Annotated in this window: 13 protein-coding genes; 6 read left to right on the top strand and 7 right to left on the bottom strand. The window is 60.2% G+C overall.

What is annotated here, in order from left to right:
- Positions 1-54 precede the first annotated feature (54 nt).
- Positions 55-687, top strand: a complete 633-nt coding sequence (rhtB, locus tag H8F23_RS27440) for a homoserine/homoserine lactone efflux protein (RefSeq protein ID WP_194936443.1) — start codon at positions 55-57, stop codon at positions 685-687.
- A 115-nt stretch (positions 688-802) separates the two neighbouring features.
- On the opposite strand, the gene H8F23_RS27435 is transcribed toward rhtB, so the two are convergent.
- From H8F23_RS27435 to H8F23_RS27415, 5 genes are all read right to left on the bottom strand, one after another.
- Positions 803-1,546, bottom strand: a complete 744-nt coding sequence (locus H8F23_RS27435) for a penicillin-binding protein activator LpoB (RefSeq protein ID WP_194936442.1) — start codon at positions 1,544-1,546, stop codon at positions 803-805.
- A 3-nt stretch (positions 1,547-1,549) separates the two neighbouring features.
- Positions 1,550-2,137: a penicillin-binding protein activator LpoB gene (gene lpoB, locus H8F23_RS27430; protein WP_016772610.1), complete on the bottom strand. Its 588-nt coding sequence runs from the start codon at positions 2,135-2,137 to the stop codon at positions 1,550-1,552.
- A 36-nt stretch (positions 2,138-2,173) separates the two neighbouring features.
- A complete protein-coding gene (locus tag H8F23_RS27425) occupies positions 2,174-2,548 on the bottom strand; it encodes a YcfL family protein (RefSeq protein WP_007911131.1) in 375 nt (124 codons plus the stop codon).
- 15 nt (positions 2,549-2,563) lie between these two features.
- Complete coding sequence (locus tag H8F23_RS27420) at positions 2,564-3,958, bottom strand: COG3014 family protein (protein WP_194936441.1); 1,395 nt, start codon at positions 3,956-3,958, stop codon at positions 2,564-2,566.
- A 210-nt stretch (positions 3,959-4,168) separates the two neighbouring features.
- A complete protein-coding gene (locus tag H8F23_RS27415; RefSeq protein ID WP_194936440.1) occupies positions 4,169-5,575 on the bottom strand; it encodes a COG3014 family protein in 1,407 nt (468 codons plus the stop codon).
- A 66-nt stretch (positions 5,576-5,641) separates the two neighbouring features.
- On the opposite strand from H8F23_RS27415, the gene H8F23_RS27410 reads away from it, so the two are divergent.
- The 3 genes from H8F23_RS27410 (at position 5,642) to H8F23_RS27400 (ending at position 8,321) form a co-directional block, all read left to right on the top strand.
- Complete coding sequence (locus tag H8F23_RS27410; protein ID WP_016985898.1) at positions 5,642-5,806, top strand: hypothetical protein; 165 nt, start codon at positions 5,642-5,644, stop codon at positions 5,804-5,806.
- A gap of 27 nt (positions 5,807-5,833) precedes the next feature.
- Entirely contained in the window at positions 5,834-7,732 is a 1,899-nt protein-coding gene (locus H8F23_RS27405; protein ID WP_194936439.1) for an FTR1 family protein, read from the top strand.
- Between the two features lie 133 nt (positions 7,733-7,865).
- On the top strand, positions 7,866-8,321 hold the full coding sequence (locus H8F23_RS27400) for a YaiI/YqxD family protein (protein ID WP_194936438.1): 456 nt from the start codon (positions 7,866-7,868) through the stop codon (positions 8,319-8,321).
- A gap of 118 nt (positions 8,322-8,439) precedes the next feature.
- Here H8F23_RS27400 and elbB read toward each other — a convergent pair whose 3' ends face one another.
- Entirely contained in the window at positions 8,440-9,108 is a 669-nt protein-coding gene (elbB, locus tag H8F23_RS27395) for an isoprenoid biosynthesis glyoxalase ElbB (RefSeq protein ID WP_194936437.1), read from the bottom strand.
- A 290-nt stretch (positions 9,109-9,398) separates the two neighbouring features.
- Positions 9,399-10,049 carry a DedA family protein gene (locus tag H8F23_RS27390; protein WP_194936436.1) on the bottom strand — a complete coding sequence of 217 codons (651 nt, stop codon included), beginning with the start codon at positions 10,047-10,049 and terminating at the stop codon, positions 9,399-9,401.
- Between the two features lie 207 nt (positions 10,050-10,256).
- On the opposite strand from H8F23_RS27390, the gene hemB reads away from it, so the two are divergent.
- Positions 10,257-11,270 (top strand): porphobilinogen synthase, encoded by a 1,014-nt coding sequence (gene hemB / locus H8F23_RS27385; protein ID WP_186620114.1) that lies wholly within the window; start codon positions 10,257-10,259, stop codon positions 11,268-11,270.
- An 18-nt stretch (positions 11,271-11,288) separates the two neighbouring features.
- Complete coding sequence (gene ppk1, locus H8F23_RS27380) at positions 11,289-13,514, top strand: polyphosphate kinase 1 (protein WP_007911143.1); 2,226 nt, start codon at positions 11,289-11,291, stop codon at positions 13,512-13,514.
- Positions 13,515-13,654 lie beyond the last annotated feature (140 nt).

Below are 13,654 nucleotides of genomic sequence, written 5' to 3'. Positions count from 1 at the left end.
GCCCCAAACAGCATTAGTTTTGACGACTTGTTACGGCATGAGTCGAGGTGTGCGATGGAGCTTCAAACATGGCTGGCATTTTTTGCCGCCTGCTGGGTGATCAGTCTGTCCCCGGGCGCTGGCGCCATTGCGTCGATGTCCAGCGGTCTGCAATACGGTTTCTGGCGCGGTTACTGGAATGCCCTTGGCCTGCAAATCGGCCTGGCCGTGCAGATCGCGATTGTCGGCGCCGGTGTTGGCGCGATCCTGACCGCTTCGGCCACGGCTTTCCACGCGATCAAATGGTTTGGTGTGGCTTATCTCGTGTACCTGGCCATCAAGCAATGGCGTGCGCTGCCCATGGACATGAGCGACGACGCGGCGGTACGACCGATCGGCAAGCCGCTGGCGCTGGTGTTCCGCGGCTTTCTGGTGAACATCAGCAACCCCAAGGCTTTGGTGTTCATGCTCGCGGTGCTGCCGCAGTTCATCAACCCGCATGCGCCGTTGCTGATTCAGTATGTGGTGATTGGCGTGACCATGATCTGCGTCGACCTGATTGTCATGGCGGGCTACACCGGTCTGGCGTCGAAGGTGCTCCGTTTGCTACGCACCCCGCAGCAGCAGAAGCGCATGAACCGCACGTTTGCCGGGCTGTTCATTGGCGCGGCGGCGTTTATGGCGACGTTGCGTAAAGCGGCGGTGTAAACCTCACCAGCACAAAAAAAGGCGACCTTTGCGGGTCGCCTTTTTTGTGGCTGGGACGCAGAGCGTCCCGGGATGCATTCCCACGTCGAGCATGGGGACGATCAGGCGCCAGTCATCAGCGCAAGATCACCGGCGCAGTATCACGCGGCAGATTGTTGCGCTGTGGCGCCTCGCGCGGCTGCTCGTAACCACCGCCACCAAGCTGCATGCTCAGTTGCCCGGCCACGTCTTCACCCAGCGCCTTCGACACGTCGCGCACCACCCGTGGGCGGTTCAGCGAGATCTTGATGTCGCGGTGGTTCACCAGTTTGGTGTCCTGCGCTTCGCCCATCGCCGTGAAGGCCGATGTGATCTCGAAGGTCTTGGTGTTGATCAGGCTGAAATCCGCCACCAGCGTCAGGCCCAGTACCGCCGAATAGCTGTCGGTGTGCGCCAGCTCGTTGATGTCCTGAGTGAAGTCGATATCGGACACGGTACCGAACAGCACATAGTCGGCGCCCTTGAAGTTGCCGGCCTTGATGCGCTTGATCACGTCGTAGACGTCACCTTTGGACGACGCGGTGTACGGCGTGCCTTGCACCAACTGGAACATGCCGGTGCGCAAAATTTCACCCTTGATGTCGCCGGTGAATTTGCGCAACTCGCCTTGCTCGATGTAGCTGGTGCTCGCTTCGATCTCGTTGTAGCTCGAAGAGCCGCTGGAGCTGTAGTAACCGTCGCGATGATTGCTCTGGGCGGAAACGATGTGGATGTATTGCTCCACACGCTCCTGATAGGCCAGATCCGTCACCGCGACTTTCGGGGCCGCCTGCGCGCTGAACGCGCAAGCCAGGGCCATCATGCCAATCCATGCGCGCATCAATTAACGCTCCGTGGTTTTGCGGATCTCTTTTTCGTCCATCCACTCGGCCAGACCGCTTTCAACGTCGATCAGTTGCAGGCTGAATTTGTAGAAGACGTCCTTGTAGTCGCTGCTGCGCTTGACGATCGAGCTGATCGAGCCTTCGATGCGGTACTTGGCGGCAACCATGTTGCCAGTCTTGGCGACGGTGCTCTTCTTGTACAGGCCGCTCTGGTTTTGCAGTTTGAGCTGGTCAACCTGGCTCTGCATGGCGTTGTTGTCGCTGGCGAAGCGGGCCACGCCGGTTTTCATCAGCTGAGTCTTGATGCTTGTGGTGATTTCGCGGGTGTCGATGTATTCGCTGGTCTTGTTCTTCACGTCGTAGACCTGAACCACCGGGCGGCCCTGCAGAATGCCGGACTGGGCCAGCGAGCGGGTCATCGACTCGGCGATCATTTGCAGGTCGGTCGAACCGAATTCGTTGGTCACGGTTTCAACCGCTTTGGTGTCGCCGTAGCTGATGTTCTTGCTGCCCAGGGTCGGCGAAGTGTTGGCGCAACCGGAGGCCAGCAGGGCGATAACAGCGATGCAGGAAAAGCGTGCAAACATGGGAATGCTCTCTAAAACAGAAATAGGGTGACAGGCTTACGGCGTCTTGATTTCCAGACGGAAGTCCACGGCTTTCGGGGTCGGGGCGATGCCTTGAATGAAGCTGGTCTGGGCGCCGTACATCATTTGGCTTTTCCACACTTCTTCTTCGGCAATCGGGAAACCTTCCGCGCCGAGCCAGGCGAAGCGGTAGTAGAAAATCTTGTTGCTGTTGAGGGTGTTGCTCAACTGCACGTTGACCGTCATGAAGCCGTTTTCACGAGCGACGCGCATGGCGCCGACGACGATGTGTTTCTGCGGGCCCATGGCCACGACTTTGCTCGCGGCGCTGCCCGGCTCTGGCGGTGGCGGGGTAGCGCAGCCGCTCGCCAGCAAGGCGAGGGCGGCGACGGCGATGAGTTTGAAGCGCATGCAAAGACTCCGTTCTTAAGGTTGTTTGAGGCTGGCGACGTTGGTCGCGCTCGCGCTCGGGATGACGTGGGCGGCGAGGCCACCGGCGAACACCTGGTTGCCCACGGCGCGCAGAGTGATCACTTGATAACGCTGATCGACAGTGACCTTGACCACCGAACCGCCGACGGCGCTCGGCAGACTGACCTGATGCTCGCCTTTCTTCAAGCGCAGACGCACCACTTGAGTGTTGTCCGGCAGGGTGCGCCACGTACGGGTATCGGCACCTTCAAGCACAGCTGAAGAGATGCCGACGGCCAGACCGGCCAGTGGATTGGTTTCGTTGATCTTCTTCTGCGCCACGCCTTTGGTGATCGCCCGCACGGTGGTGCGCAGGATGATCCCCGGCATATCGTCACGCAGAGCGCGGCGGGACATGGCGGTGGTGCTGTTGAGAGCGGTCAGATCGACCTGCTGGCCATCGACACCGATTTGCGCGAACGGCGCGGTGGAGGTGTCTGGCTTGATGATCGGGAACGACAGCGGTGTGATCACCACGTTGTTGGAGATCGGCAATGGCAGCGGCACGCGGATCGAGTCGCGAGCTGGCGCCAGACCGCTTTGCACGACGATCAGAATATCGCTGTCGTCAGACTTGCTCGGCTTGTCGAGGTTGACCAGTGCCTGCTCCAGCAACGGCGTGTTCGGACGCAGTTCGGCAGCCTTGCGGTAACCCGGCGCCGCGAGGCCTTTTTCGCCCAGGGCTTCGTAGACGAAACCGGACAGGTAATGGCTGAAAGCACTCTGGTAGCTGTTCTTCAGACCGACCACTTCCGGTGCGTCGAGGCTGGCGACCGGATAACCCTGCAGGTCTTTGTACTGGGTCTTGATGCCTTCTTTCTCGGCCTCTTCTTCGCTCTTGAGGTATTCCTTGTCGCGCAGCTCGGCGATCACCGCTTCACGTTCGTGAGTCTTTTTGATCGCGGTGCGCGCGCCGTCGAAGTCGTTGACCGCCAGCAGGTTCAGGGCCATCTGCGTGGTCAGCATGACTTTTTCGTAGTCGTAGCCTTCGTAGCGACGCACTTTGTCGTTGACCAGGAAGCTGCCGAACTGGGCCAGGTACTTGTCGGTGTCGAGCTTGACCGAGTCTTCCCACTTGCCCACCACCTGATCAGCGCTGGTCCAGGCGTTCTGGCTACCGGACAGGTCGCCCTTGGCGCGCAGCAATTCACCTTTCTCGAAGTAATAGAGCAGGTCTTTGTCCGGCCCGGTGTTGTTCTTTTCCAGCAGGGTCAGCGCGGCGTCAACATTGCCGGTGGCCAGTTGCTGATTGGTCTGGGCCAGTTCGGAGTCGTAATTGCGAAACGCCGAACAGCCGGAGAGTAGAGTGACGGCGCTGAGCGCGATCAAGGTGGGAGCGCGGAAAACCATGGGGTACTTCTTCCCTGAGTAGCTGATTTAACTGCAGCCGCGTGTGCTGGTCGGGCTGATGTGACCCATCGACAGGGCGTTGGCCTCCTGCCAATTCCTCGTTACCGGAGGAGCTTTTGTGCCGGCTCGCATGGCGAGGGCGCGGCATTATAGGCGTGACGTAGTGGCTATGTAATTGCTTTTTGATTGCACTGGCTTGGTGGTGTGCCATTACCTGGCAGGCGTCGGCGTTTTTTCCGGCAACGGAGTGTCCCGCGGGACGAAAGCCGAGCCCACCGTATACGTCTGATCCCGGAACACTCGCAGGTGCAGAATCTGGTGGTCCTGGTCGACGCGTAATTGAAACGGGTAGTCAGTCGGTGGGATTGGCAATCGAAACGTATGCAAACCTTTTTTCAGGCGCAGGCGGGCGATCAGTGTTTTGTCCGGCAGCGCCCGCCAGGTTCGCGTGTCAGCTTCTTCAAACGGGTCATGCTGGGTGACTGTCAGCGAAGCCTTGGCCGGATTGCGCTCGTTCTCCTGAGCCTGACTGATGGCGGCCATGTTGGCGCGGAACAGCGCCCGCGAGATGATTGCCGGCATGTCATCGCGTAATGTGCGGATGGACATGTCGGTGACGCTGTTGATCACGGTCAGCGGCTGTTTTCGACCATCCACCGTGACATGACTGAAGACGGGGGTCACGGTGTCCGGCACCATGACCGGAAAAGAAATCGGCGCGACGATGACCAGATTTTCGTTCAGGCGCACAGGAATAGGCACTTGCACCGAACTGCGGGCAGGCGCCAGGCCACTCTGGATAATGATCAACACATCGCTTTCATCGGTTTTCGCGATGGGCTTGTCGAGATTGCGCAGGGCTTTTTGCAGAAAGGGCAGGTCCGGGCGCAATTCGATCGCTTGGCGATAGCCAGGCGCCGCGAGGTCTCGCTCGCCCAAGGCCTCGTAAGTGAAGCCAGCCAGATAATGGCTGAAAGCACTCTGATAGCCGTTCTTCAGCTCTACCACATTCGGCGCGTCAAGAATGGCCACGGGGTAGCCTTGCAGGTCCTTGTAACGCAAGGCGATGCCTTGGGTCTTGGCTTGTTCTTCGGCTTCTTCGTATTGTTTTTCCCGCTGCCGGGCGATCAGTGCTTCGCGTTCGTGGGTTTTCTTGATGTCGGCGCGTGCCCCAGCGAAATCGTTGACGGACAACTGATTGAGGGCCATTTGTGTGGTCAGCATGACCTTTTCGTAATCGTAGCCTTCGTAGCGCCGCAACTTGTCGTTGACCAGCATGGTGCCCATTTCATCGCCGAACCGCGCCAGCAACTTCATGGCGCCTGACGGGTTGACTTCTTCACGCTGGAAGATCATCCGGTCAGCACTGCGCCAGGCTTGCTGACTTTCGGGCAGGGCGCTGCCAGCGCTGAGGATGGCGCCTGTTTCCAGGTAATACAGCAGATCCTTGTCTTCCCACGGGTTGTGCATCTCGACCAGTGCCAGTGCGCCGGTGAGGTTGCCCTTGGTCATCTCGTCGGTGGTTTGCTGCATTTCCTGATCGTAATCGCGGTAAGCCGCGCAACCGTTCAATAAAGGAGCAGTGGCGAGCAGGACGAGCAACGGGATGATCCGCATAAACGAGTGTGTCTCCTTGAGCCGAAATGTTGAGGGCGCGCGCAGTATAGTGGCGGATGCTGGCCAATGGCTGCGATTCAGGTGGGGGGCCGATGTGCGCCGATCAAGGACCCTGTCACTGCGGCAATCCTCGGCGATATTGCGGTGTTCGTCTGCCGGGTATATCCGCCCAATAAAAGCGAAAAACCGACAAAGCTTGAGAGAAAAGTCCGCGAAGTGAACAATATGTAACTTCGCATTTCCATTTGAGACTCATTCATGACTGCCTCGTCCCGCTTTCTGGCCTGGCTGGTGTTCCCGTTGTTTGCCCTGAGCAGCTTTAATCTGCTGGCCGATACCGTGGAAGGCGCGCCACAAGCGCTGCACCTGCTCGATTACATCAGCGCCGACTACCCGCCGACGGTAGCGGCGGGCAAGGTTGTCGATGACGCCGAATACCGCGAGCAACTGGAGTTCACGCGGGCGCTGCAAGGCTTGATCGCCGGCATGCCGGCCAAGCCTGAAAAGACTGCGCTGGAGCAGGGTGTCAGCGCTTTGCACGCGGCAATCACTGCCAGGCAGGATGGCGCCGAAGTGGCCCGACAGGCACGGCAACTGGGCGCGCAACTGGCGGTGGCATATGAGGTCAGCCAAGCGCCGATCATCACTCCTGACCCCTCCCGGGGTGCGCCGCTCTATGCGCAGAATTGCTCGGTGTGCCACGGCGACAGTGGCGCCGGTGACGGTCCGGCGGGCCTCGGCATGACCCCGGCACCGGCCAATCTGCGTGATGCGGCGCGGCTGGATCACCTGAGTCTGTACGCGATCTACAACACCCTCGGCCAAGGCGTCGAAGGCACCGACATGCCTGCGTTTGCCGATCAGCTCGATGATCGTCAGCGTTGGGATCTGGCGACTTACATCGCCGGCTTCAGCGCCGATCCGGCGGCGGGCAAAGCCGAGAAGACCTATAACATCGCCGATCTGGCGCGCCAGACACCGGCCGAAGTGCAGGCCGCCGATGGTCCGCAAGCTGCAGCGACGTTCCGTGCGCAACGTGCGCAGCCGCCGCAGGTCAAGCGTGGCCCGGCGCAGTTGCTCGACTACACCGCCGCAACGCTGGACAAGAGCTTGGCGGCGTACCGCGCCGGTGAACACGATCAGGCTTACGACCTGTCGGTCGCGGCCTATCTGGAAGGCTTCGAGCTGGTCGAAAGCTCGCTGGATAACGTCGACGCCAATGTGCGCAAGGACACCGAAAAATCCCTGATGGCGTATCGGCAATCGTTGCAGGACGGTTTGTCGGTCGAGCAGGCCGAGCAGCGCCTGGACGCCGCCAAAGCCAAGCTTAAAGAGTCCGCCGGGTTGCTCGGCAGTGACGGCTTGAGCTGGTCGCTGAGCTACATCTCCGGTTTGCTGATTCTGCTGCGTGAAGGTCTGGAAGCGATTCTGGTGCTGGCAGCGATTCTTGCGTTCCTGCGCAACACCGGCCAGCAATCGGCGGTGCGCAGCGTCAACGTCGGTTGGGGCCTGGCGTTGCTGGCCGGCCTCGGCACCTGGGCGCTGGCGGCGTATGTGATCGACGTCAGCGGTTCGCAGCGTGAACTGCTCGAAGGTGCGACGGCGCTGTTCGCCAGTGTCATGGTCTTGTGGCTGGGCGTGTGGATGCACGACCGTCGCCATGCCGCAGCTTGGCAGGATTACATCAAGAGCAGCCTGGTTGGCGGCGGCGGGCGTTTCGGCTTCGCGATCCTCGCGTTCTTCTCGGTGTACCGCGAGCTGTTCGAAGTGATCCTGTTCTACGAAACCCTGTGGTTGCAGGCCGGCCCGGCCGGGCATGACGCGGTACTCGCCGGTGGCGCGACGGCACTGGTGCTGCTGGTGGGGCTGGCGTGGGTGATTCTGCGCGGTTCGGCGAAACTGCCGTTGACGTTGTTCTTCAGCATCAACGCGGCGCTGCTGTGCGCATTGTCGGTGGTGTTTGCCGGGCATGGCGTGAAGGCGTTGCAGGAAGCCGGGATCTTCGGCACGCGGCCGGTGGCGTTCTTCGAGTTTGATTGGCTGGGGATTCATGCCGATGCCTATTCGCTGACGGCGCAGGCGGTGGCGATTCTGGCGATTGTGCTGTTGTATGGGCGTAGTTGGGTGGCGGAGAAGCGGCGGGTTTCAGCTGCTTGATTGAGTAACTCCTAAAAGATCGCAGCCTTCGGCAGCTCCCACAGGGACAAGGCATGTCGCAATGTTACGCCGCGACGCGCACTCTGTAGGAGTTGCCGCAGGCTGCGATCTTTTGCTTTTAGAGGTAAAGAACATGCGTGTCTGGATCGATGCCGACGCCTGCCCACGGGCGGCGAAGGATCTGGTGGTGAAGTTCGCCCTCAAGCGCCAGTTCGAAGTGGTGCTGGTGGCCGGGCAGCCGCAGATCAAGCCGGGGCTGGCCATCGTCAAACTGATTGTGGTGCCGAGCGGGCCGGATGCGGCAGACGATTATCTGGTCGAGCACGCGGTCCCGGGTGAGCTGGTGATTTGCAGCGATATTCCACTGGCCGATCGCTTGGTGAAGAAAGGTGTGGCAGCGCTGGATCCGCGCGGCAAGGAGTTCGATGCGCAGAACATGGGCGAGCGGCTGGCCGTGCGTAACCTGTTCACTGATCTGCGCGAACAAGGCCAGATGAGTGGCGGACCGGCGCCGTTTGGCGATCGCGAGAAGCAGGCGTTTGCCAATGCGCTGGACCGGATCCTGACCCGACTGTCGCGCAAGCCTTAAGCCGTACACAAATCCCCTTGTAGGAGTGAGCCTGCTCGCGATAGCGGTCGGTCATTCAACAGATATCTTGCCTGATACACCGCCATCGCGAGCAGGCTCACTCCTACAGTAGACCGTGTCAGGCGTCGTTTTCGTGGGTCAGTTCGAGCACGCGATCGACCAGTTTGTTGATCCCCGAAGCTGCTTCACTGATGTTCTGCGCCAGCATGTAAGCCGGGGTCGTCACCAGTTTGCGCGCCTTGTCTTCGATGATTTCCGTCACCGCACAGTCTTCGTGGGTGGCGCCCATCTTGTTCATCGCCGTGGCAGTGTCGGCGTCGTTGCCGATGGTGCAGGTTACACCCGGGCCGTAGATCTTCGCCGCCAGTGCTGGCGAGATGCACATCAGGCCCACCGGTTTGCCCGCTTCGGCAAATGCCTCGGCCAGCGCCAGTACTTCCGGCTGCACGCTGCAGCCAGCGCCTTCAACAGCGAAGTTCGACAGGTTCTTCGCCGCCCCAAAGCCGCCCGGCACGATCAGCGCATCGAAGTCATCGACGTCGGCTTCGCGGATGTCTTTGATGTTGCCGCGAGCAATGCGCGCCGATTCCACCAGAACGTTGCGCGACTCGGGCATTTCTTCGCCGGTCAGGTGGTTGATCACGTGCAATTGCGTGATGTTCGGTGCGAAGCACTGCACCTGCGCACCGCGTTGGTCGAGGCGCAGCAGGGTGATGACGCTTTCATGGATTTCGGCGCCGTCGTATACGCCACTGCCGGACAGGATCACTGCAACTTTTTTGCTCATGGGTTTCTCTCCAGATTCATGGCGCTAAATGTCCACTAAATTGTCGCGCGTTGCCATAGGCCCAAGTGGCGACTGCACCTGCATGGAGCGCTTTCTACATGGATCGCAACGACGGCGGGGTGTTCATTATTTGGGGTTGCCTGCGCCGTAACGAGCGGGAGATTTTTGGCGTGACAACGCCGCTGGCGAACTTGAATGCCCCAGAGTAGCGAGGATAAAAGTGATCCGTCTGACAGAAAGGGTCGGCCAGCCCGCTCAGTGATGGCGGGCTGTAGCAAGTCGCCAGCGAGTTACTCGGCTGGCGTCTTCGGTTCGGCAGCCTTGGACGCTTCGTCTTGATTCAGCAGTGCAGCTTTCGCGGCTTGCTCGTCGGCGTAAACCTGTTTGGCCAGCCGCGCATTCTTGAAGCGGCGGCGCAGCCACAGGCCAACGCCGAGCACCAGCAACGCGCCCAATACCCACAGCTCGTACTTCTTGATGCTGCCGAGCATGCCTTCCAGTACCGCGCCGAAGTGGTAGGCGGCCGCAGCCAGCGCCGTCGCCCAGATCGCGGCGCCAATGCCGTTGAGCAGCAGATAACGTCCCGGCGGATAACCCGACAAACCGATCGCCACCGGCATCACCGTGCGCAAGCCATAGACGAAGCGGAAGCTCAGCACCCAGATGTCGGGATGCTTGCGAATGTGCTCCAGCGCGCGGTCACCCATCATCTGCCAGCGCGGTTTGCGCGCCAGCAATTTGCGCCCGTGCTTGCGGCCGAGGAAGTACCACAGCTGATCGCCGGCATAGCTACCGAAGAACGCCACGACCACCACCATATTGATGTCCATGTATCCACGGAACGCGAGGAAGCCCGCGAGCACCAGAATGGTTTCGCCTTCGAAAAACGTGCCGAGGAACAAGGCAAAGTAGCCAAAGTCATGCAGAAATTGTTGGAGCATTGTCTGGGTGCTGGCGAAATGAACGCGCAGCCTAACCCTTCGGACACATTCGTGAAAGTGTCCAAATGTGTCTCGACGTGAACAATTCCTACACTGAGAATGGAATGCGGCTACATGTCGCGGGTCTCACACAACTGTCATCTGTTCGTCATAATGGCCGTCTATAACTGTCACGCTCGCCCGTTTGCGCGGGCTCAGGAGTCTGCCGTGAGCTTTACCCCCGCCAACCGTTTGTTCCCAGCCACGCGCCTGCGCCGCAATCGCCGCGACGACTTTTCGCGTCGGCTGGTGCGGGAAAATGTGCTGACGGTCGATGACCTGATCCTGCCGGTGTTCGTGCTCGACGGTGAAAACCGCCGCGAAGCCGTGGCCTCGATGCCCGGGGTAGAGCGGCTGACTATCGATTTGCTGCTCGAAGAAGCGGCCAAGTGGGTCGAGCTGGGGATTCCGGCGTTGGCGCTGTTCCCGGTCACCCCTCCTGAGCTTAAATCCCTCGACGCCGCCGAAGCCTGGAATCCTCAAGGCATCGCCCAGCGCGCCACCCGCGCCCTGCGTGAGCGTTTCCCGGAGCTGGGTGTGATCACCGACGTCGCGCTCGATCCGTTCACCACCCACGGCCAGGACGGCATTCTCGACGAAGAAGGCTACGTGCAGAACGACATCACTGTCGACGCGCTGGTCCGCCAAGCCCTGTCCCACGCCGAGGCCGGTGCGCAGGTCGTCGCGCCGTCGGACATGATGGACGGTCGCATTCAGGCGATCCGCGAAGCGCTGGAAATCGCCGGCCACGTCAACGTGCGGATCATGGCTTATTCGGCCAAGTACGCCAGCGCCTATTACGGCCCGTTCCGCGATGCAGTCGGTTCGGCGTCGAACCTAGGCAAGGCCAACAAGGCCTCGTATCAGATGGACCCGGCCAACAGCGACGAAGCGCTGCACGAAGTCGGCGCCGACTTGTCTGAAGGCGCGGACATGGTCATGGTCAAACCCGGCATGCCGTATCTGGACATTCTTTTCCGGGTAAAAGATGCCTTCAAAGTGCCGACCTTCGTCTATCAGGTTAGCGGCGAATACGCCATGCACATGGCGGCGATCCAGAATGGCTGGTTGAGCGAGGCGGTGATTCTCGAATCACTGACCGCCTTTAAACGTGCCGGCGCTGATGGCATCCTGACTTACTTTGCTGTCCGCGCCGCTCAATTGTTACGAGAGCAGAAATAGCCCTCCCAGGAACATTCAATGAATACCGAAGGACTCACGGAAGTTGCAGTAAAAGAAGCTCAACCGGTGGTCGAGCAAATCACCGAGACCCCGCCTGAGCTGGAGCCTGCGCCACCCGCGCCGGTCGCCGAACCTGTCGCGGCGGCGCCAGTGATTGCGATACCAGGCCTGGATGACAGCAGCCTGTACATCCACCGTGAGCTTTCGCAACTGCAATTCAATATCCGCGTGCTGGAACAGGCGCTGGACGAGTCCTATCCGTTGCTGGAACGCCTGAAGTTCCTGCTGATCTTCTCCAGCAACCTTGACGAATTCTTTGAAATTCGCGTCGCCGGCCTGAAGAAGCAGATTACCTTCGCCCGTGAACAGGCCGGTGCTGACGGCTTGCAGCCGCATCAGGCGCTGGCGAGGATCAGCGAGCTGGTCCACGGTCACGTTGACCGCCAGTACGCGATCCTCAACGACATTCTGTTGCCGGAGCTGGAAAAGCATCAGGTGCGCTTCATCCGTCGCCGTCACTGGACGGTCAAGATCAAAACCTGGGTGCGCCGTTATTTCCGCGACGAGATCGCACCGATCATCACCCCGATCGGCCTCGATCCGACGCACCCGTTCCCGTTGTTGGTGAACAAGAGCCTGAACTTCATCGTCGAACTGGAAGGTATCGACGCCTTTGGTCGCGATTCCGGTCTGGCGATTATCCCGGCGCCGCGCTTGCTGCCACGGATCATCAAGGTGCCGGAAGAAGTCGGCGGTCCCGGCGACAATTACGTGTTCCTGTCGTCGATGATCCACGCCCACGCCGATGACCTGTTCCAGGGCATGAAGGTCAAGGGCTGCTACCAGTTCCGCCTGACCCGAAACGCCGACCTGGCGCTCGATTCCGAAGACGTCGAAGACCTGGCCCGCGCCCTGCGTGGCGAGTTGTTCTCGCGTCGTTACGGTGACGCGGTGCGTCTGGAAGTCGCTGACACCTGCCCGAAACACCTCTCGGATTATTTGCTCAAGCAGTTCAACCTGAGCGAGAGCGAGCTGTATCAGGTCAACGGCCCGGTCAACCTGACGCGGCTGTTCAGCATCACCGGTCTGGACAGTCATCCGGAGCTGCAATACACGCCGTTCACCCCGCAGATCCCGAAACTGCTGCAGAACAGCGAAAACATTTTCAGCGTGGTCAGCAAGCAGGACATCCTGCTGCTGCACCCGTTCGAGTCGTTCACCCCGGTGGTCGACCTCCTGCGTCAGGCGGCGAAAGACCCGCACGTACTCGCTGTGCGCCAGACGCTGTACCGCTCCGGCGCCAACTCCGAGATCGTCGATGCGCTGGTGGATGCCGCGCGTAACGGCAAGGAAGTGACGGCAGTCATCGAGCTGCGTGCACGGTTCGACGAAGAGTCCAACCTGCAACTGGCCAGCCGTCTGCAAGCGGCCGGTGCGGTGGTGATCTACGGCGTGGTCGGCTTCAAGACCCACGCCAAGATGATGTTGATCCTGCGTCGCGAGGCCGGCGAAATCGTGCGTTACGCGCACCTCGGCACCGGTAACTACCACGCCGGCAACGCCAAACTTTACACCGACTACAGCCTGCTGACCTCCGATGACGCCTTGTGCGAAGACGTCGGCAAACTGTTCAGTCAGTTGATCGGCATGGGTAAAACCCTGCGCATGAAGAAGCTGCTGCATGCGCCGTTCACCCTGAAGAAGGGCATGCTCGACATGATCACCCGCGAGACGCAATTTGCGCTCGACGGCAAACCGGCGCACATCATCGCCAAGTTCAACTCGCTGACCGATCCGAAGATCATCCGCGCGCTGTACAAGGCCAGCCAGTCCGGCGTGCGCATCGATCTGGTGGTGCGCGGCATGTGCTGCCTGCGTCCGGGGATTGCCGGGGTTTCGCACAACATTCATGTGCGCTCGATCATCGGCCGCTTCCTGGAACACACCCGCGTGTTCTACTTCCTCAATGGCGGCGACGAGCAGATGTTCCTTTCCAGTGCCGACTGGATGGAGCGCAACCTCGACAAGCGCGTCGAGACTTGCTTCCCGGTCGAAGGCAAGAAGCTGCTGACCCGGGTGAAGAAAGAGCTGGAGTTGTATTTGACTGACAACACTCATAGCTGGAGCTTGCAGTCGGATGGTCGTTACATCCGCAATACACCGACCGGCAACCAGAACCCGAGGAGTGCGCAGGCGACGTTGCTGGAGCGGTTGGGTAGCCCGATTTTGCCGGTGAGCAGCTAAAGCCAAGAGCAAGAGCCCCTCACTGTAGAGACCGGTACATCCTTTACAAATTAGACCGGGGACATCGTTTACACCTTTACAGGCTTGAAACGCGTTTGGCGCCGCTTTCAAGCCTGCCTAAACAGTGGCTGCAAAGGTAC

Origin of the sequence: Pseudomonas neuropathica (genome assembly GCF_015461835.1) — a bacterium.
GTDB lineage: Bacteria > Pseudomonadota > Gammaproteobacteria > Pseudomonadales > Pseudomonadaceae > Aquipseudomonas > Aquipseudomonas neuropathica.
The sequence above is the reverse complement of the archived record's forward strand: the minus strand, read 5'-3'. Positions and strand labels throughout refer to the sequence as shown.

What these genes read in the sequence shown, in the direction of transcription:
- H8F23_RS27405 (WP_194936439.1), top strand. Translation starts at nt 5,834, where the DNA reads ATGACTGCCTCGTCCCGCTTTCTGGCCTGGCTGGTGTTCCCGTTGTTT.
- H8F23_RS27435 (WP_194936442.1), bottom strand. Translation starts at nt 1,546, where the DNA reads ATGCGCGCATGGATTGGCATGATGGCCCTGGCTTGCGCGTTCAGCGCG.
- H8F23_RS27420 (WP_194936441.1), bottom strand. Translation starts at nt 3,958, where the DNA reads ATGGTTTTCCGCGCTCCCACCTTGATCGCGCTCAGCGCCGTCACTCTA.
- elbB (WP_194936437.1), bottom strand. Translation starts at nt 9,108, where the DNA reads ATGAGCAAAAAAGTTGCAGTGATCCTGTCCGGCAGTGGCGTATACGAC.
- ppk1 (WP_007911143.1), top strand. Translation starts at nt 11,289, where the DNA reads ATGAATACCGAAGGACTCACGGAAGTTGCAGTAAAAGAAGCTCAACCG.
- H8F23_RS27400 (WP_194936438.1), top strand. Translation starts at nt 7,866, where the DNA reads ATGCGTGTCTGGATCGATGCCGACGCCTGCCCACGGGCGGCGAAGGAT.
- H8F23_RS27425 (WP_007911131.1), bottom strand. Translation starts at nt 2,548, where the DNA reads ATGCGCTTCAAACTCATCGCCGTCGCCGCCCTCGCCTTGCTGGCGAGC.
- H8F23_RS27390 (WP_194936436.1), bottom strand. Translation starts at nt 10,049, where the DNA reads ATGCTCCAACAATTTCTGCATGACTTTGGCTACTTTGCCTTGTTCCTC.
- lpoB (WP_016772610.1), bottom strand. Translation starts at nt 2,137, where the DNA reads ATGTTTGCACGCTTTTCCTGCATCGCTGTTATCGCCCTGCTGGCCTCC.
- H8F23_RS27410 (WP_016985898.1), top strand. Translation starts at nt 5,642, where the DNA reads ATGGCTGCGATTCAGGTGGGGGGCCGATGTGCGCCGATCAAGGACCCT.
- H8F23_RS27415 (WP_194936440.1), bottom strand. Translation starts at nt 5,575, where the DNA reads ATGCGGATCATCCCGTTGCTCGTCCTGCTCGCCACTGCTCCTTTATTG.
- rhtB (WP_194936443.1), top strand. Translation starts at nt 55, where the DNA reads ATGGAGCTTCAAACATGGCTGGCATTTTTTGCCGCCTGCTGGGTGATC.